The sequence below is a fragment of the Paraburkholderia sp. MM5384-R2 genome (assembly GCF_014201025.1).
Classification (GTDB): Bacteria; Pseudomonadota; Gammaproteobacteria; order Burkholderiales; family Burkholderiaceae; genus Paraburkholderia; species Paraburkholderia tuberum.
On record NZ_JACHDI010000020.1, the window covers coordinates 24,335 to 42,521 of the forward strand.

An 18,187-nucleotide genomic window follows, 5' to 3' on the forward strand; every position below is an offset into this window, starting at 1 on the left:
AAGCGCAGTTCGGAAATTGTCCATTCGGCAAAGGGTTTATGCGCATAAAGAGGCATCGGACGTGTGCCCGGGGTCTTGCGGGATATCAGAGCAAGCGTGGACTGGGGCTTAAGCGTTGCTGATCGCTGTCCGGCGGCGGCAAAGGGAAAGTAACGAGTGCTCGCGCACTGCGTGCACAGTCGTCGGTGACTGTGCGCGATTCTCGGGCTGATGCGCAGAGAAAAGGAGCGCACGCATCTGAGCGGCCAAAGAGGTGAGAGGTGCCAGACTTTATGCGCATAAAGTTCGCGTGCGAATTGGCCCGGAGGGACCATTCGTCATGAATTCGTCCGACGCCGATTCTCCCCAGACATGGCAGCAAGCGGCAAACGTGCATCCGGCGCCGCATCTGCGGGGGATATAGGTTGTCGTTTGAATCGCGCCCGCGCGAGCAAATCTCAGGTGCGACTAGAACTCAGGGTGCCAGCATTAAACTGTTTCCACTCGCCTTGAAGGCAGCGTCGGTTTATGCGCATAAACCGACCCACCTTGCCGATGATTCAAACAACGCGGATGCGGCGCAGTCATCCCGCGCCACGTCATCAAGTCACCCGCTAAAATTCCCGAACCCTTCTAACCGTCACCGCCTTCAACGGCGTAAGCCCCGAATCCAGCCATGATCACCATCTACCACAACCCGCGCTGCTCCAAATCTCGCACCACCTGCGAACTCGTCGCGAACACCTACAACTCCACAAACGAAGCGACGGAAATCGTCGAATATCTGAAGAAGCCACTCACCGTCGCAGAGCTCGAGAAGCTCAATGCTCAACTCGGCTGTCCCGTCCGCGAAATGATCCGCGACACCGAGGCCGAATATAAAGAGCTCAAGCTTGCCGACACGTCGCTGATGGACGCCCAGATCTATGAAGCATTGGCGAAGCATCCGATTCTGTTGCAACGGCCGATCGTCGTCAAAAACGGACGGGCTGTCATTGGCCGCCCGCCGGAAAATGTCGCCGCGCTTTTCGCCTGATCGCCCGACCGTCGAAGTAAAACGATGTGGGCAATGCGGACTCGAACTGCTGCGCTACGCTTTGCCGGACAGCGCGGCATCCTTGGTCACGATCTTCGTCGGAATCAGATGCAGTTCGGTGAACGTATCCGCGATGCGCTGTTGTTCCGCAAGTACGTTCGCGTCGACGGGCTTGTAGATATGCGCGTAATGCCGCAAGCCTGATTCGATCACGCTCGCGTCGAGCCCTTGAATCGGCGCGAGTCGGGCGGCGGCCTCGCTGTAATGGCCGCGCACCCACTCCCCTTCCTTGCCGACTTCATCGATCACGATCGCAAGGACGTCGCCGTTCTGTTGCGCGAAGGGCCGCGCGCTCAGAAAGAACTGGTGGTGACTCACGATACCCTCGGCATCGGCGAGCTGCCGCGCGTTCGTTTGCCGCCTGGCGGCTTCGAGGAACGGATCCCAGATCGCCCACGCATCGACCGCACCGCGCTCGAAGGCCGCTCGTGCATCGGCGGGCGGCAGATACACGGGTTGGATCTCGCCGAACCTCACGCCGTTCTTCTGCAACGCGGCGACGAGAAACCAGTGCACATCCGAGCCCTTGTTCAGCGCAATCCTCTTTCCCTTCAAATCGGCCAAGGTTTTGATTGGCGCGTCCGGATGCACGAGGATGCCTTCGGCGTGCGGCGTCGGAATTTCATACGCCGTGTAGACGAAATTGGCGCCCGCGGCCTGCGCGAACACGGGCGGCGCTTCGCCCACATAGCCGAAATCGATCGCGCCGACGTTCAGCCCTTCCAGCAATTGCGGCCCAGCCGGAAACTCGGTCCATTTGACCGTGATGCCAAGTGGCGCGAGCCGCTTTTCGAGCGTGCCGTGCGCCTTCAGCAATACCAGGGTGCTTGCGGCTTTCTGATATCCGATGCGAAGTTCTTTTGCATGTTCATCGGCGGCAAATGCGGCGGTGGTGAAGACCGGCAACGCGGCGGCGGCCATCGTCGCGCCTACGCCGGCCAGAAACGTACGGCGCATCAGCAGCGGATCACGGGACATGAGAATACTCGTCGAAAAAGAATTTAACGGACGCCCAAAGATGGTCCGATTGACTCCGACGATAATTCGTCTGCGAGCCTGGACGAACCGATAAATTCGCATAAGCAAATCATGCGGCAGTAGCGAAGCATTGCCCAAAGCCCAACCTATCCCCTCCCGCTAGAATCGACCGGCAAAACGCTGCTGCCGCCGCATCCGGGTCCGCTGATCGCGGTGAGCGCGTTGCACGCCGATCTCGGTTTGTCGCGAAGCTGCTGGTCGAGCCCGAAACGTTGTTCTTCGAGACACTGAATTTTCTTGGCGAGCCGCTGATCGCGCTGGGCCTCACCGTGCTGTTCGCGGTGTCGCGCTCGGTTGGTCGCGCGGCATGGCGCGCGAGCGCGTCGGGGGCATTCTGCGCAAAAAGCCTGCCGCCGATCGCCGCGCTGTTGCTGACGATCGGCGCGGGCGGCGGCCTGGTCGGGGGCATTCTGCGCAAAAGCCTGCCGCCGATCGCCGCGCTGTTGCTGACGATCGGCGCGGGCGGCGGCCTGAAACAGGCGCTCGTCGTCGCTGGCATCAGCGCGACGATCGGCAAGATCGCGGTCGGGGCGCATATGCCGCTGATCTTGCTCGCCTGGTTGATCGCCGTCGCGCTGCCTCAGGCCACCGGCTCGGCGACGGTCGCCACGACGACGACGGCCGGCATCGTCGCGCCGATCGTCGCGGGCCTCGGCGCGACGCACAATTCGCTGATGGCGCTCGCGATCGGCACCGGCTCGGTGTTCTTCTGCCATGTGAACCACGCCGACTTCTGGATGCTCCGCGAATATTTCGGACTCCAGCTTAAACAGACTGTGCTGGTGTGGTCGGTCTTGCAGACGATCGTATCGGTCGTCGGTCTTGCGTTCACGCTCGTGCTGTGGAGCGCGTTGACGTGAGCACGGCGCGCGTGACAGCCTCACCCATTTGGGCAGCGTATTGACGCGCGCACAGCGGAACACGCGCGCAGAACCTCACGCGACGCCAGGCAGCAAGCCGCGCCTCGCGTCATCAACAACAGGAGCCACCGTCATGCTCGAATTGCGACCAACCTGCGAAGGCTGCGGCAAGTCACTTCCGCCGAACGCGCCCGACGCAATGATCTGCACCTACGAATGCAGGTTCTGCGAGGTCTGCGCGCTGACGAGGGTGCGCAACGTGTGTCCGAATTGCGGCGGCAATTTCGCGCATCGGCCGATTCGCACCCGCGCGCAACTCGCCAAACATCCGGCGCGTGCCGATGCGCATCCTGTCGGCATCGATGAAGCATCGCATGCTCGCTTTTTCGAACGCTATCGCGACGTGCCGATCGGCGAGCGCTGAACTACGGTGTTGCAACGCGGCAAATCACTCGTCGCCGCTCACCTTTCCATCCTCGTTCGCCACGCCGCTCGCCACATGCGCGGCGACCCGCAGCAGGCGGATCTGTTTGCGATAGTTCCGGCACCCGCTGCAGGTCGGCAGATGCAGGCGGATCGCGAGCCATTCGCCAGTCGACAGGGAGCGGTCGAGCGCATCGGATAGCAGCCGCGTGATGTCCTTACATTTCCCCATTCGCATCCTCGCTGGATAGGCCTTTTTCGCTCAGGCACGTGCGCAGCCGCAGCCGCGCGCGATAGATCAGCACGCTGCAATGATTCGCGTTGATCTGCAGTTCGGCGCAGATCGCCGCGATGTCGAGGTCGAGAAACTCCCGCATCATGAACACGCGTCCAATGTGCTCGGGCAAATGCTCGAGGCACATCTCGAACAGCGTCCAGAATTGCTGCTGGCGCAATGCAGTTTCGGGTGTCGGCCACGGACGCGGTTTGGTCTCGCGCGACCAGTGGCCGTTGTCCTTGAAGAGCTCGCGATCAAGCAGCGCCTCGCCGTCGAGTTCGGCTTCGAGCGCCGACAGATTGACCGTGCGCTGGCGCGCGCGCAGCGTGTCGACGAGCTTATGGCGCAGGATGCCGAACACCCAGGTCTTGTGCTCCGACTGCGCGGCGAAACGTGTGGCCTGAGTCCACGCGGCGGTCAGCGCTTCCTGCACGGCGTCCTCGGCGGCCGCGGCATCGCGCAATTGCAGACGGGCGAAGCGCACGAGGTCACGCCGCAATTGCGCGAGATAGATGGGATCGTCCAGCGAGGGAGCGCCTGGCTGCGTCACGGCATGCTCCGTCGCTGCGCTGTCGGCCGCGCGCTGCGCTGCGCGTGTCGTCCTGAAACGTCGTGATTCATGAGCAGATGGTCGTCCTCGCACGGTTTGCAGATGCGTGCGCCATTCTCCCTCACGTTCCTGCCCTAGCGAATCGGTATTGAACATATGCCCTTGGCAATCGATGCCTGAGGAGCTTCGTCGCGCGGCGCGGCAGTTTATGACACCGGAAATTAATTGTTGCAAGAAATGATATTTCGAGCCTGCGCGACAAGGCGGTCGGATCGCCATACGGGCCGATCAACGCGTCGCGGTCGACCACCCATTCAACGCGACCACGCAATAGCGATTATTTCAATTTATAAAACAATGTCTTCTCGTCTTCGCTGTTTGTGGACGCGGGTTCGCTCGCTATTCTTCACGCCATCGATCGCATCGGATCGCGCAACCCACGCACAAACGAGGACGCACACCATGAAACGCATTTTCTCCGCCCTGATCGCTTCGGCCGCGCTGTTCGCAGCGGCTTCGGGTGTCGCTCACGCCGACGCTCCGGCTTCGACCTGCAACGGCCCGGCGTCATACTGCAACGTATTTTTTGGCAACTGATCGGCACGTCGAAATACGCAGCAAGGAAGCATGAGAAAAGGGCGCCGGCAACGGCGCCCTTTCGTATTCCAGTATTCAGCATTCGGCCTGCATGGGGATACGGCGGCGTCGAGCGGCCCCTTCTAGCCGCGGCCGACGGACAACCCCCGCGAGTCCTAGCGGCTCGGCGCCTTCCCTCCGCCATCGAGTCCGGCGCCCGTGCGCCACACCTGTTTGCCTTGTTCCGACAACTCGCCGCAGCTATGCGTGGCATCGGCTTCGACGCCGTCGACGGCCATCTCGCCGCCCGCCGGCTCCTGCGCGCGCTGCCGCGCTTTCTTGCGCGCGGCGACCGCTTCGTCGTGGGATTTTCCTGCATAGTCGAGACTCATGATCCGGTCCTCCAGAATGTCGATGGTGTCCATTTGCCTCAGATCGCCGTGGCCCGAAGGCATGCTTGATTGGCAAGGCAAAAGTTCCACTTATCCACAAGGTTATTCAGCGAATCTGTGGATAACTTTTCGAACCGCGAGGTTATCCACCGTCAGGTGCCGCAAGAATCCTTCCCGATCCGCTACGACCTGGCCAAATCCGCCAGGGCCTGGGCGTTTCGCGCGGCTTTTGCCTATGATGGACAGTTCGTACTCTCTGCGCGTCGAGCGCCTTACCTGAGGAAGCGAACATGGCCTATCACATTGCAGTGGTCGTCGGCAGCCTGCGGCGGGATTCGTTCAATCGTCAGCTGGCTCAGGCGGTGATTTCCCTCGCTCCAGCCGATTTCACCTTCGAATACATCGATATCGGCTCCTTGCCGCTGTACTCCCAGGACTACGACGCCGACTATCCCGAAGCCGGCAAGAAGCTCAAGGAGCGCGTGCAAGCCGCGGACGGTCTGCTGTTCGTGACGCCCGAATACAACCGCTCGATACCGGGCGTGCTGAAAAACGCGCTCGACTGGGGCTCGCGGCCGTGGGGCACCAACTCGTGGGCCAACAAGCCCGGCGCGGTGATCGGCACCTCGGTCGGTGCGACCGGTAGCGCGCTCGCTCAGCAGCATCTGCGCAACGTGCTCGCCTATCTCGACGTCGCGGCGATGGGGCAGCCCGAGGTGTTCATCAAGCACGATCCAGCGGTGATCAACGAAAAAGGCGAGATCGTCAACGACGGCACGCGCAAGTTCCTGCAGACGTTCATGGACCGCTACGTCACGTGGATCAAGCGGCACGGGGCGGTGTAGCCGAGCCTCAGCGCCGCTGACCGCGTCCTGACCCCATCCGCCGAAGCAACGCGAACACAGCGCGCGCCGCGTAAGGCGGCCGCGCTCGTGTCGCTCGGCGCATCGCCTACACGTGGTGATGGCCGGTTGCCCGCTCCCAGCCGTGACGCACCGCGAGCTTGAAGCGCTCCCACGTGCTGTGCGGCGACGTGGTTTCCCAATGGCGGCGTGCTTCGGGCTCGATCTCATCCCACGGACGATTGCGGAATCGCGCGTCGCGAGCGATCTCCGCGCCGTAGCGATAGGCCGGCACATAGTCTTCGTAGCGCGCGTTCGCGGCTGCGTACTGCTCGTCGTAGTGCGCGCGGAAATCTTCTTCGTACTCCAGATATTCGTTCGGCATCTGCGCGCCGGGACCGGTGCCCGGCTGCCCGCCTTCGGGGACGATGTCGGACGGCTGCATCACCGCGCCCGAACCTGGTACCGAGCCGGCCGCGATCGCGCTGCGTCCCGCATCGCCAGCGAGCGGATCGACGATGGGTTCGTTGACCGGATCGCTCATCGGCCGTTCGCTGATCGGCGGCGGCGCGAACGGCCTGGCGGCGGCGCCGATGTCCGCCGGCGGCATGGCGGTCAGCGGATCAGGGCGCGGGGTGGCGGGAGGGGGCATGGTGTCGGGTGCGGTCGTACCGGTCGTCGAAGTGGCGCCCGTCGCGCCGGCGATTCCGGTCGATTCGGTCATGGCCGCCGCACCCGCTGCGCCGCTGCTCGAACTCACGCCCGCCGCCCCCGGTGTCGCAGTGGTGTCGCGCATCCCGGGCGTCGCAACCGCCTCGGTCGTTACGCTCGACGTGCGCGGCGTTCCCGGCATCACCGCGCCGATGCCCAGCTCATCGAGTATCGAGTGGTCGCGGTCGGTGGCGGCCGGCGTGCCCGCCTCGGGCGGGCGGTCACCGATATCCGTCGCGCCGAGCCGCACGAGCGTATTGCGCGCCAGCTCCGCATGCGACTCGCTTGCCGCGTGGACGCACACGAGCACCGCGCCGCGCCGCATCGCCTCGGCATAACGCGCGGTGTCCGATGAGCGCGGCCCGGTCGAGAACAGGCTGGCGAGAAAGCGCTCGATATTCGCGAGCACGCCCGCGTTGGCGACTTCGCTGGTGGCCGAGCCAACCGAAGGTTCGGCGTTCGCCTGCAACTCGATCTTCTCGCGCGCAAAGCCGGTTTGCACGAGCGTGTCGCGGGCGGTTTCGGCCTGCATGTAAGTGTCGAATAAACCAATCACGGTATGTTGCATCGTTGTCTCCCGACATGTTCTGCTGGAAAGGGCGACGCTCGCGGCGTCGTCCCCTTGCCGTGTGCAGGCAAGCAACCTTCATGCCCCGCACCGCCGCGCGGCGCAGCCGCGTCCCATGCGCGGCCGCGCTGCCCGGCGTGCTACGCATGACGCGGGCTCACGATGAAAAAAGCGCGGCGTGTAAGCGCCGCGCTTTTTACAAGGCCCGGTAAATGACGCCGGCATGACGTCGACATCAGGTATCGGCCGGATGCGTGGCGGCATCGTTGCTCGTTTGCACGGCGTCGTGCTGGATCGTTTCGAGCAGTTGCTCCAGCAGTCCGATATCGAACGGCTTGGACAGCACGCGCACGTTCGCGTGCCGCGCGCGGTCGAGCTCTTCCGCGTAGCCGGTGACGAGGATGACCGGCAGCTGTGGGTCGAACCTGAGCACCGCTTCGGCCAGATCGATGCCGTTCATCTTGCCGGGCATGTGGATGTCCGACAGCACCAGATCGAACGGCAGCGGCTCGCCGGTGCTCGCACGCTTCGCGCGGGCGTCGTCGAGTACACGCAGCGCCGTGTCGGCGTTGAACACGCAGGTGACCTGATGACCCATCATCTGCAGCAGCGCCTCGGTGCCGGCGGCGACTTCTTCGTTGTCCTCGACGAGCAGCACGCGCAGACCCTGTGGCACGCCGCTTTCGGTCGCTAGCGCTTCTGCAGGCCCGGCCGTGTGCGGCTCGGTCGACGCGCGCGGCAGATAGAGCCGCACCGAGGTGCCCGCGCCGATCGCGCTGTCGATTGCCGCGAGCCCGCCCGAGCCCTCGCAGAACGCGAAGACCTGCGGCAACCCGAGTCCCGTGCCCATGCCTTTGGGCTTGGTCGTGAAAAGCGGCTCGAACGCGCGCGCGAGCACGTCGGGCGCCATACCGGCGCCGGTGTCCTCGAGCGACAGTTGCACGAACTCGCCGGTCAGCGGAAAGCCGTCCTCGTGACGGAACACGACATTGCTCGCGCGCACCGTGAAGCGCCCGCCGTTGGCCATCGCATCGCGCGCATTGACGGCGACGTTGATCAGCGCGAGCTCGAGCTCGGCGACGTCGACGCGCACCGGCCAGGTATCAACGCTGCTATTGATCACGAGCGACACCTTCGCGCCGAGCGACGCGCGCAGCAGTTCGCGGCACGACGGCAGCCAGCGTTCGAGCGACAGCGTCTCGGTGCGCAGCGGCTGCTTGCGCGCGACGCCGAGCAGCTGCCGCGTCAGCGACTGGCCGCTCTTCAGCGCGCGCTCCATCGCCGACAGTTCGCGCTCCAGTCCGCCGACGCCGCGCCGTCGCACGATCTGCACGTTGGCCGACAGGATCATCAGCAGGTTGTTGAAGTCGTGCGCGACGCTGCCGACCAGCGTGCCGAGCGCTTCCATCTTGCGCGACTGGCGGTACGCGGATTCGATCGAGCGGCGCATCGATGCCTCGGCCTGCCAACGCTGCCACGCTTCCTCTTCGGCGCCGAGGCGGCGCAGCGACAGCCAGATCACGCACCACAGCGCGATCGACGGCGTGAACATCGACAGGACCAGCACGCTCAGGTGCTTGTACCAGGCGGCCCAGATCGCCGACGTGCGATAGCCGCACAGCACGTAGACCGGATACGAGCCGACGTGCCGGAAGGCGACGATCAGGTTGCCGCCGGCGAAGCTCGAGCGCATCCGCACGACGCCGGAGCGCTGCCCCTGCCTGACCGCTTCGGCGAACGGCGAATCGGACGCGAGCGCGGTCGGCTCGCGTGGGCCGCGCGGGTAATGCGCGAGCACCGCGCCGTCGGTGCGCACGAGGCTCATGATCATCGGCGTAGCGTCGCTGCTGCCGAGCAACTCGCGATAGAACGCGTCGAAATAGCTGGGCCGCAGCGCGATCGACACGACGCCCGCGAACGAGCCATTGGGCGCCTGGCGCTCGACGCCCATGTTGAACACCTGCTCGCCGCTCACATGCCCCGCCATCACTTTCGACACGCGTTCGAGCTCGTTGCCGTCGCGGATGCCGACGAAATCGTCGCGCTGGCCGATCGAATTTTCCGGCGACGGATACAGGCGGCTGCTCACGAGCAGCGCGCCCTGCTGGCCGAAGATCGACACCGAGGCTACCTGCGGATAGCCGCCGCCCATCGTGCGCAACTTGTCGTGAATCGTGTGTTCGCGCGCGCGAATGCCGTCGTCGTCGAGGCCGTCGGTCAGATCGACGATGCGCGAGTTCAGCGTCTCGTTCATGTCGAACACCTTCAACGCGTGTTCTTCGGCGACCCGCACCGTGCGCAGCGTCAGATCGGTGGCGTCGGCCTCGCGCGAGCGCAGATCGGCGAATGCCATCGCCGCGACGTAGACGAACGGCAGCACGATCGCCGCGACCAGCAGCGCGATCAGCGTAATGCGACGCACCTGGAAATTCTGTTCCGGCACGGCGGGAAACGAGGCGTCGTCCTGCTCGCGGGCAGGACGACGCGAAAGACGGCCCGCGCGCGCGGAGTCGACCCGGTCTGATGTCATTGTCGTTGACGCGAAAAGTCGTTCGGATGTGGCAGCCCCGTATCGGGCCGTTGCCGGCACCATGCCGCCTTCAGAACAAGCATAGACGCAGCACGGAATAATTTGCCGCAACGCGTTGGGGATGGGCGTCCGTCGTGCCGGCCGTTCTTTAAGAGCGGCTTTAAAACAGCGACGAATCGGGAAGCGCAAACGTACACAAAAGGATAAAGATAAAAAAATGTCTGCCCCGACGATAGATCTATTTCTGAAATTCGCCTAGCAGAGAAACAGATCGTTACCGTGACCGATTCTGGCGAGTTGCTTTTGCGCGACTTTACTTCGACAATCCTCGTCACGATAAAAAGGGCCGTTGCCACCTCTGTACGCCGGATCGTCAAGGTTCGCCAAACGCGTCCTGCTGCATTCGCACCCCCTCTCGCCAAAGGCAATCGCAATTCGACAGGCGCCACTGTACCTGGTCGCGCATCGGTCGGCATCACGCGAAGGTGTGCCACCCTCCGCTGTCGCGACGAACGAAATACGCACACAACCAGGCGCGGAAAGCGCGCAGACGAACCAGCCGATTCCTTTATCCGACCCGCCCAAACCGCCCGACCCGCCGTTGCCATGCTCCCCATTGTGATCGCCGACGATTCGCTGCTCGCCCGCAAGTTGCTCACGAAGGCACTGCCGCCCGACTGGGCAGTCGACGTGTCCTACGCGACGAACGGGCACGAGGCGCTCACGCTGTATCGCGAGGGCAAGGCATCGGTAATGTTCCTCGACCTGACGATGCCGGACATGACCGGCTACCAGGTCCTCGAAGCGTTGCAGCACGAGGACCTCAACACCTTCGTGATCGTCGTTTCCGCCGACGTGCAGCCGCTCGCCCAGCAGCGCGTGCGCGAGCTCGGCGCGATCGCGTTCATCGCCAAGCCGGTGACGCCGGAGGCGGTCCTGCCCATCCTCAAGGAGTACGGCTTGTATGTCTGAGCCCGCCTTCACCGAAGACCAGCGCGACGCGCTACAGGAAATCGCCAATCTCGCGATGGGCCGGGCCGCGACGCGGCTCGCGGGCCTGCTCGATTCGTTCATCGAACTGTCGGTGCCGCGCGTGCGGATGGTCGCGGTGAGCGACGCGGCGCGCACGCTGCGCGAGATGACCCATATCGACGACACGGTCAGCGCGGTGCGTCAGGGCTTTCGCTCGGACATCAAGGGCGAGGTGCTGGTGATCTGTCGCAGCGACAGCATCGCGCAGCTGTGTTCGCTCGTCCGCGACCCGTACGCGCGTTCGAGCTACGAGGAGGTCGGCGAGCGCGAACTGATGCTCGACGTCGCGAACCTGCTGTCCGGCGCGTGCGTGTCGTCGATACTCGACCAGCTCGGCCGCACGCCGGTGTTTTCCGCGCCGGGCATGCTCGGCGACACGCTGACGCTCGACGAAGTGTTCCAGCCCGGCGTGCTGCAATGGCAGGTGGCGCTGCTCGTCGAAGTGAATTTCGCGCTCGAACATCAAAGTTTTCGCGCGCATCTGGTGATGCTGATGGCCGAAGAATCAATCCGACACATGAATGAAGCGCTCGATGCGCTGCTGTCCAGTATATGAACGTCTCCGTGGAATCGTTGAGCGACCTCGTGGTCGAGCGGGTCGGTTTTGGCATCTTCGTGCTCGACCGTGAACTGAACGTGCTGATGTGGAATCGCTTCATGCAGGACCATAGCGGCCTGTTGGCGGAGCAGGTGGTCGGCCACTCGATCTATCAGAACTTTCCGGAGCTGCCGCGCGTGTGGCTGTCGCGCAAGATCGAGAGCGTGTTTCAGCTCGGCAGCTTTGCGTTCAGCTCGTGGGAGCAGCGCCCGTATCTGTTCAAGTTCGATCACGACCGGCCGATCACCGGTGGGGTCGACTTCATGCAGCAGGACTGCACGTTCATGCCGCTGATGCGCGGTCGTGAAGTGGTGGCCGTGTGCGTGACGATCTCCGACGTGACGCATGTGAGCATCGTGCAGCGCGAACGCGAGGAGGCAGTTGCGAAGCTGCAGGAGTACGCGAATCGCGACGGACTGACCGGCATCGCGAACCGGCGCTTTTTCGAAACGCGGCTGAGCGACGAGTTCACGCGCTGGCAGCGCTACGGCGGCGAGATGTCGATGTTGCTGTTCGACCTCGATCACTTCAAGAAGATCAACGACCAGTTCGGTCATGGCGTCGGCGATACGGTGCTGCGTGTGATGGCGCAGCGCGTCGCCGGCGTGGTGCGCGCACAGGACACGTTCGGGCGCTTCGGCGGCGAAGAGTTCGCGCTGCTGCTGCCGTGCACGCCGCTCGACGACGCGATGCTGGTGGCCGAGAAGATCCGTCGCGTGATCGAGGAAACGCCGGTGGAGCTGATCGGCACCAGCGTGCCGGTCACGGCGAGCCTCGGCGGCGCGACGGCGCGCGCCGGCGTGCCCGCCTACGACGTGCTGATCAACGAGGCCGACGCGGCGCTCTATAGCGCAAAGCGTCAGGGCCGCAACTGCGCGGTCGCGTTCCGGCTCGCGGGAGCCTGATTCGCTAGCGGGGGCGGCGCAGTCGAGGCCGCCGCGCCCGGCGGCCTTCCTTCCCGTCCCCCTATTGACCGGCGAAACTGCGGTCACCGGCAAAGATTGCTATACTTTTCGCCGTTTCCGGCCGCCCAGCCGGATGTTTCGCGCGTGTCCGCGCGCGCGGGCCCACTGCCCTGCGGGTCGGCATAAAAACCTCTTTGAACGCCTTTCAGCGGGCGCCTCCAGCGGAGATCGTCTTGGCTGTTTCCAATCTTGTCGTGGACGATACTGAAACCGACGCCGCTGCCGCCACGTCCGGCAGCTCGTTTTATCTTGCGATGCGCATCTTGCCGGCGGCGCAGCGCGATGCGATGTACCAGGTCTACGCCTTCTGCCGCGCCGTCGACGACATCGCCGACAGCGACCGGCCGCGCGCCGAGCGCGCGGCCGGGCTCGAGCAATGGCGCGCCGACATCGACGCTTGCTACGCCGGCCAGCCGCGCGCGTCGCTGCGCGCGCTGACGCGGCACATTCACACGTTTCATCTGCAACGCGAGGATTTTCACGCAATGATCGACGGCATGGCGATGGATGCCGCCGCCGACATCTGCGCGCCCGACGACGCCACGCTCGACCTCTATTGCGACCGCGTCGCGAGCGCGGCCGGCCGTCTGTCGGTGAGGATATTCGGGATGCGTGACGAGCCGGGCCGGCTGCTCGCGCACCATCTCGGCCGCGCGCTGCAGCTCACCAACATCCTGCGCGATATCGACGAAGACGCCGTCATCAACCGCTGCTATCTGCCGCGTGAGCTGCTCGCGCGCGAAGGCATCGCGGCCACGGACCCGCGGCAGATCGCTGACGATCCGACGCTGCCGCGCGTCTGCGCGACGCTCGCCGAGCGCGCGAAGCAGCACTTCGCCGAGTCCGACGCGATCATGGATCGCGAGCCGCGCGCTCAGGTGCGCGCGCCGCGCATCATGTCGGGCGTCTATCGCGTGCTGCTCGAGCGCGCGCTGGAGCGCGGCTTCGACGTTCCGCGCACGAAGGTCCGCAAGCCGAAGCTGCGCCTGCTGTGGATCGTCGCGCGTTACGCGTTTTTCTGAGCTGATGCCGAAGCTCGTCCACGTGGTCGGCGCGGGCGTGGCCGGGCTCGCCGCCGCCGTGCAACTGCAGCGGCGCGGCGCGCGGGTCGTGCTGCACGAAGCGCAGGATCACGCGGGCGGCCGCTGCCGTTCGTACTACGACGCGAAGCTTGGTGCGACGCTCGACAGCGGCAATCACATCGTGCTGTCGGCCAATGCCGCGACGCTCAACTACGTGCGCGCGATCGGCGCCGCCGACGAACTGGTCGGCCCCACGCAGCCCGAGTATCCGTTCGTCGATCTGGCCACGCGTTCGCGCTGGAGCGTGCGTCTGTCGCCGGGGAGTTTGCCGTGGTGGATTTTCGATGCGCACGCGCGCGTGCCGAACACGGGCCCGACCGATTACCTGTCGCTCGTGCCGCTGCTGTTTGCGAAACCGGGCCGCAGCGTCGCGCAGACGATGCGCTGTCACGGTCCGCTGTGGGAACGGCTGCTGCGGCCGCTGCTGCATGTGCTGCTGAATCTGGAGCCGCGCGACGCCTCGGCCGAACTGACCGGCGCGCTCGTGCGCGAAACGCTGCTCGCGGGCGGGCTCGCGTGCCGGCCGCTGGTCGCGCGTAATGGTCTTGGCAGCGCGTTCGTCGATCCGGCGCTGCGTCTGCTGCAACATGGCGGCGCGACGATCCGGCTCGGTTCGCGTCTGCGCGACATCACGTTCGCGGCCGACCCCGCCCGTGTGCAGGCGCTGCATTTCGACGATGAGAGCATCACGCTCGGCGCGAACGAGGCGGTGATTCTCGCGCTGCCGCCCGAAGCCGCGGTGGCTCTCGTGCCGGGCCTGCGCGCGCCGACGCGTTTCGCGGCCGTGCTCAACGTGCATTTCGCGGTCGAGCCGCCGTTCGGCCTGCCGCAGATCACCGCGCTGCTGAACGGAACGGCCGAATGGCTGTTTGCGTTCGACGACCGCCTGTCGGTGACGCTCAACGGCGCCGAGCGGCTCTTCGACACGCCGCATGACGTGTTGGCGGCGACCGTCTGGGCCGAGGTCGCGCAGGTGGTCAATCTGCCGGCCGCGCCGCTGCCGCGCTGGCAGGTGGTGATGGAATCGCGCGCGACGTTTGCCGCGCTGCCCGCGCAGGAGACATTGCGGGCGGGCACGCGCACTCGCTGGAACAATTTGCTGCTCGCGGGCGACTGGACGGCCACCGGCCTGCCCGCGATGCTCGAAGGCGCGGTCCGCTCCGGCCGGAAGGCCGCGGATACGCTGCTGAATCAACCGATGGAACGCAGATGAACGACTTATCTCACACCCAGCCGCTCGACGCGGCGCTGCCCGAAGCCGCCGATGCGGCGCCGGACCTGGCCGAAGCCGCCGTGGTTGCCAACGCGCCCGCCGTGGCGGACGCATTGGCAACCGCAACGCCGGCGCCCGTGCAGGGCGCGAGCGCGCTCGACGCATCGATCACGCGCGCGACCGATGCGATCCTGGCCGCGCAGCAACCGGACGGCCATTGGGTCTACGAACTCGAAGCCGACGCGACGATTCCGGCCGAATACGTGTTGCTGGTCCACTATCTCGGCGAAACGCCGAACCTCGAACTCGAACAGAAGATCGCGCGTTATCTGCGCCGCATCCAGTTGCCGGACGGCGGCTGGCCGCTTTTCACCGACGGCGCGCTCGACATCAGCGCGAGCGTGAAGGCGTACTTCGCGCTGAAGATGATCGGCGACCCGGTCGATGCCGAGCACATGGTGCGCGCGCGCGACGCGATCCTCGCGCACGGCGGCGCGGAACACGTGAACGTGTTCACGCGAATCCTGCTCGCCCTCTTTGGCGTGGTGTCGTGGCGCGCGGTGCCGATGATGCCGGTCGAGATCATGCTGCTGCCGGTGTGGTTCCCGTTCCATCTGTCGAAGGTGTCGTACTGGGCGCGCACGGTGATCGTGCCGCTGCTGGTGCTCAACGCGAAGCGGCCGCTCGCGCGTAATCCGCGCAAGGTGCGCATCGACGAGCTGTTCCGCGGCGCGCCGGTGAACACCGGCATGAACGAGCGCGCACCGCATCAGCACGCGGGCTGGTTCGGCCTGTTCCGTTGTGTCGATTCGGTGCTGCGCGCGGTCGACGGCCTGTTGCCGAAGGCGACCCGCGAGCGCGCGATCCGCGCGGCGGTCGCGTTCGTCGACGAACGGCTGAACGGCGAGGACGGCCTCGGCGCGATTTTCCCGGCGATGGCCAATTCGGTGATGATGTACGACGTGCTCGGCTATCCGGCCGATCATCCGCATCGCGCGATCGCTCGCAAATCTCTCGACAAGCTGCTCCTCATCAAGGACGACGAAGCTTATTGCCAGCCGTGTCTGTCGCCGGTGTGGGATACGTCGCTCGCCGCGCACGCTTTGCTCGAAACCGGCGAAGCGCGCGCCGAACAGGCGGCCGAACGCGGGCTTGCGTGGCTGCGTCCGCTGCAGATTCTCGACGTGCGCGGCGACTGGATTTCGCGCCGCCCCAACGTGCGGCCGGGCGGCTGGGCGTTCCAGTACAACAACGCGCATTTCCCGGATGTCGACGATACCGCGGTGGTCGCGATGGCGATGCATCGCTCGGCGGCGCTCACGCAATCCGATGTGGATCGCGAAGCAATTGCCCGCGCGCGCGAATGGGTGGTCGGCATGCAAAGCAGCGACGGCGGCTGGGGCGCGTTCGAACCGGAAAACACGCAGTACTACCTGAACAACATTCCGTTCTCGGACCACGGCGCGCTGCTCGATCCGCCGACCGCGGACGTGTCGGGCCGCTGTCTGTCGATGTTCGCGCAGATCGGCGAGCTGCCGCAAAGCAGCGAGCCGGCGCGGCGCGCGTTCGACTACATGCTGCAGGAGCAGGAGTCGGACGGCAGCTGGTACGGCCGCTGGGGCCTGAACTACATCTACGGCACATGGACCGCGCTGTGCTCGCTGAACGCGGCCGGCATGCCACACGACGACCCGCGCATGCGGCGCGCGGTGCAATGGCTCGTGTCGATCCAGAACGACGACGGCGGTTGGGGCGAGGGCGGCGAGAGCTACAAGCTCGACTATCGCGGCTACGAGCGTGCGCCGAGCACCGCGTCGCAGACAGCCTGGGCGCTGCTCGGACTGATGGCGGCGGGGGAGGTCGATCACGAGGCGGTGGCGCGCGGTATCGACTATCTGCAGCGTGAGCAGCGCGAGCATGGGCTGTGGGACGAAACCCGGTTTACCGCGACCGGCTTTCCGCGCGTGTTTTATCTGCGCTACCACGGCTATCGCAAGTTCTTCCCGCTGTGGGCGCTCGCGCGCTTCCGTCATCTGAAGCGCAATGGGCTCACGCGCGTCACGGTCGGGATGTGACGGATGTCCGTGTCGATGACGCCGTCCGTGGGGACGGGCGCTAGCAGCTTGCCGGTGATCGTCGTGACGGGCATGGCGTTCGAGGCGCGCATCGCGCGCGGCGACGGCAGCGAGCGCGTCGAAGTCGTGTACGCGGCGCGCGCCGATCTGCTCGAGCGCGCGCTGAACGCCGCGGTCGCTCGCGGCGCGGCGGGGATCGTCAGTTTCGGCACGGCGGGTGGGCTCGCGCGGGATCTGCAGCCGGGCGCGCTGATCGTCGCGGATGCCGTGCATGGGCCGTTCGGGTGTATCGACACGGATCGGCAATGGGCCGAGCGGATTGCCGCCGCCGTGACCAACGTCAGGACGGCCGAAGGGCTCGCGGGACGTCTGCGCCGTGGCGCGATGGCGGCGGTCGCCGCGCCGCTGATCACCGCCGAAGACAAACGCGCGCTGCACGAATCGACCGGCGCGCTCGCGGTGGATATGGAATCGCACATCGCTGGCGCGACCGCTGCCGCGCACGGTCTGCCGTTCGCCGTGTGTCGCGCGATCGTCGATCCGGCCTGGCGCACGCTGCCGCCGGCCGCGACCGCTGGTTTGCGCGACGACGGCAGCACCGCCCTCGGGCCAATTCTGCGCGAATTGCTGCGGCAGCCGTCGCAACTCGGCGCGCTGCTGCGCCTCGCCGGCGATGCGCGCGCCGCGCGGACTACGCTGGTCGAGGCGCGGGAGGCCTTGGGGAAGGGCGGCGCGCTGCGGATCGCGGGCGTCAGCAGTTGAGCGACGGGGATGGCGGTTAGCGATCCCGACTGCGTCTGGGGCCGGTAGCAAGTCGCTAGCGTGTGCGTGACTCACCCCTGGAGCGGCGACTCGAGTCTTCGCCCAGGTCCCTTAGGCGGTTGTGCAGCCGCTGGTTATCTGCGTAAAGCCCCGCAAATGCCAGTATGAACAGTAGCAGCGGAAACCACTGGCCGCTGTAGCGAATCAGCGCCCATGCGATCGCCGCACAGGCGATCGCGGCGAGCAGAAGCGCCACTTTATCGACGATCCAATTCATACCAATTCCGCTCGATGGAGCGCCAGACAGGCGTAGTGCCGGCGCGCTGGCCTATTTGTCAGCACTTCCGGATGGCGATGGATGAATGCCAGCATGGTCTGTGGAACGACCAATCCGAGGCGATCAATTGTAGTGAGGCGGCGCGTTCGCTGATTCAATGGCTTTGGTGTCCCATGTCCGAGTCGCACGTCTTCTGCCCGCATGCGTAGGGTCAGCGGCACCAGGTCCGCCTGCACGGCGGTCCCAGATATTGGTGTCAATCACGGCAGCCTGTCCTCGGGTAGCACCAGGCGGCCGAATGAATACCGGTTATTGCTCACAATGTTCACCGGTTAAAAAGA

18 protein-coding genes are annotated in these 18,187 nt (G+C 65.4%); 11 read left to right on the forward strand and 7 right to left on the reverse strand.

Annotated elements, in window-relative coordinates; translation table 11 throughout:
• Positions 1-655 precede the first annotated feature (655 nt).
• Complete coding sequence (arsC, locus tag HDG37_RS26925; protein WP_184052730.1) at positions 656-1,015, forward strand: arsenate reductase (glutaredoxin); 360 nt, start codon at positions 656-658, stop codon at positions 1,013-1,015.
• 54 nt (positions 1,016-1,069) lie between these two features.
• Here the strand turns inward: arsC and HDG37_RS26930 are convergent, their stop codons facing one another.
• Complete coding sequence (locus HDG37_RS26930; RefSeq protein ID WP_184052732.1) at positions 1,070-2,053, reverse strand: sulfonate ABC transporter substrate-binding protein; 984 nt, start codon at positions 2,051-2,053, stop codon at positions 1,070-1,072.
• Between the two features lie 272 nt (positions 2,054-2,325).
• Between HDG37_RS26930 and HDG37_RS26935 the strand changes: the two genes are divergently transcribed.
• Together HDG37_RS26935 and HDG37_RS26940 are read left to right on the forward strand one after the other, a co-directional pair.
• The gene (locus HDG37_RS26935) at positions 2,326-2,973 is read left to right on the forward strand and encodes a GntP family permease (RefSeq protein WP_260335057.1); all 648 of its coding nucleotides are present in this window, start codon (positions 2,326-2,328) and stop codon (positions 2,971-2,973) included.
• A 133-nt stretch (positions 2,974-3,106) separates the two neighbouring features.
• Complete coding sequence (locus tag HDG37_RS26940; protein ID WP_184052734.1) at positions 3,107-3,397, forward strand: DUF1272 domain-containing protein; 291 nt, start codon at positions 3,107-3,109, stop codon at positions 3,395-3,397.
• Positions 3,398-3,421: 24 nt separating this feature from the next.
• On the opposite strand, the gene HDG37_RS26945 is transcribed toward HDG37_RS26940, so the two are convergent.
• The 3 genes from HDG37_RS26945 to HDG37_RS26955 form a co-directional block, all read right to left on the reverse strand.
• A complete protein-coding gene (locus HDG37_RS26945; protein ID WP_184052736.1) occupies positions 3,422-3,634 on the reverse strand; it encodes a zf-HC2 domain-containing protein in 213 nt (70 codons plus the stop codon).
• The gene (locus HDG37_RS26950; RefSeq protein ID WP_184052738.1) at positions 3,615-4,223 is read right to left on the reverse strand and encodes an RNA polymerase factor sigma-70; all 609 of its coding nucleotides are present in this window, start codon (positions 4,221-4,223) and stop codon (positions 3,615-3,617) included. Before HDG37_RS26950 ends, HDG37_RS26945 begins: the two co-directional genes overlap by 20 nt.
• A gap of 752 nt (positions 4,224-4,975) precedes the next feature.
• Complete coding sequence (locus HDG37_RS26955; protein ID WP_013092833.1) at positions 4,976-5,191, reverse strand: hypothetical protein; 216 nt, start codon at positions 5,189-5,191, stop codon at positions 4,976-4,978.
• 290 nt (positions 5,192-5,481) lie between these two features.
• Here HDG37_RS26955 and HDG37_RS26960 point away from each other — a divergent pair, with 290 nt between their 5' ends.
• A complete protein-coding gene (locus tag HDG37_RS26960; RefSeq protein ID WP_184031046.1) occupies positions 5,482-6,036 on the forward strand; it encodes an NADPH-dependent FMN reductase in 555 nt (184 codons plus the stop codon).
• A gap of 106 nt (positions 6,037-6,142) precedes the next feature.
• Here HDG37_RS26960 and HDG37_RS26965 read toward each other — a convergent pair whose 3' ends face one another.
• Positions 6,143-7,312 (reverse strand): hypothetical protein, encoded by a 1,170-nt coding sequence (locus HDG37_RS26965; protein WP_184052740.1) that lies wholly within the window; start codon positions 7,310-7,312, stop codon positions 6,143-6,145.
• A 235-nt stretch (positions 7,313-7,547) separates the two neighbouring features.
• Complete coding sequence (locus HDG37_RS26970; protein WP_184052742.1) at positions 7,548-9,842, reverse strand: hybrid sensor histidine kinase/response regulator; 2,295 nt, start codon at positions 9,840-9,842, stop codon at positions 7,548-7,550.
• Positions 9,843-10,448: 606 nt separating this feature from the next.
• Here HDG37_RS26970 and HDG37_RS26975 point away from each other — a divergent pair.
• The 7 genes from HDG37_RS26975 to HDG37_RS27005 all read left to right on the forward strand — a co-directional run bounded on the left by HDG37_RS26975 (position 10,449) and on the right by HDG37_RS27005 (position 17,569).
• Positions 10,449-10,814 (forward strand): response regulator, encoded by a 366-nt coding sequence (locus HDG37_RS26975; protein ID WP_090808122.1) that lies wholly within the window; start codon positions 10,449-10,451, stop codon positions 10,812-10,814.
• Complete coding sequence (locus HDG37_RS26980; RefSeq protein WP_184031036.1) at positions 10,807-11,430, forward strand: chemotaxis protein CheC; 624 nt, start codon at positions 10,807-10,809, stop codon at positions 11,428-11,430. Before HDG37_RS26975 ends, HDG37_RS26980 begins: the two co-directional genes overlap by 8 nt.
• Complete coding sequence (locus HDG37_RS26985) at positions 11,427-12,377, forward strand: GGDEF domain-containing protein (protein WP_184052744.1); 951 nt, start codon at positions 11,427-11,429, stop codon at positions 12,375-12,377. Before HDG37_RS26980 ends, HDG37_RS26985 begins: the two co-directional genes overlap by 4 nt.
• 233 nt (positions 12,378-12,610) lie before the next feature.
• Complete coding sequence (hpnD, locus tag HDG37_RS26990; protein WP_184052746.1) at positions 12,611-13,459, forward strand: presqualene diphosphate synthase HpnD; 849 nt, start codon at positions 12,611-12,613, stop codon at positions 13,457-13,459.
• A gap of 4 nt (positions 13,460-13,463) precedes the next feature.
• Positions 13,464-14,732 (forward strand): hydroxysqualene dehydroxylase HpnE, encoded by a 1,269-nt coding sequence (hpnE, locus tag HDG37_RS26995; RefSeq protein WP_184052748.1) that lies wholly within the window; start codon positions 13,464-13,466, stop codon positions 14,730-14,732.
• Positions 14,729-16,807 carry a squalene--hopene cyclase gene (gene shc, locus HDG37_RS27000; protein WP_184052750.1) on the forward strand — a complete coding sequence of 693 codons (2,079 nt, stop codon included), beginning with the start codon at positions 14,729-14,731 and terminating at the stop codon, positions 16,805-16,807. Before hpnE ends, shc begins: the two co-directional genes overlap by 4 nt.
• Positions 16,808-16,810: 3 nt before the next feature.
• Complete coding sequence (locus HDG37_RS27005; RefSeq protein ID WP_184052752.1) at positions 16,811-17,569, forward strand: phosphorylase; 759 nt, start codon at positions 16,811-16,813, stop codon at positions 17,567-17,569.
• 55 nt (positions 17,570-17,624) lie between these two features.
• Here the strand turns inward: HDG37_RS27005 and HDG37_RS27010 are convergent, their stop codons facing one another.
• The gene (locus HDG37_RS27010; protein ID WP_184052754.1) at positions 17,625-17,846 is read right to left on the reverse strand and encodes a hypothetical protein; all 222 of its coding nucleotides are present in this window, start codon (positions 17,844-17,846) and stop codon (positions 17,625-17,627) included.
• Between the last annotated feature and the right edge of the window lie 341 nt (positions 17,847-18,187).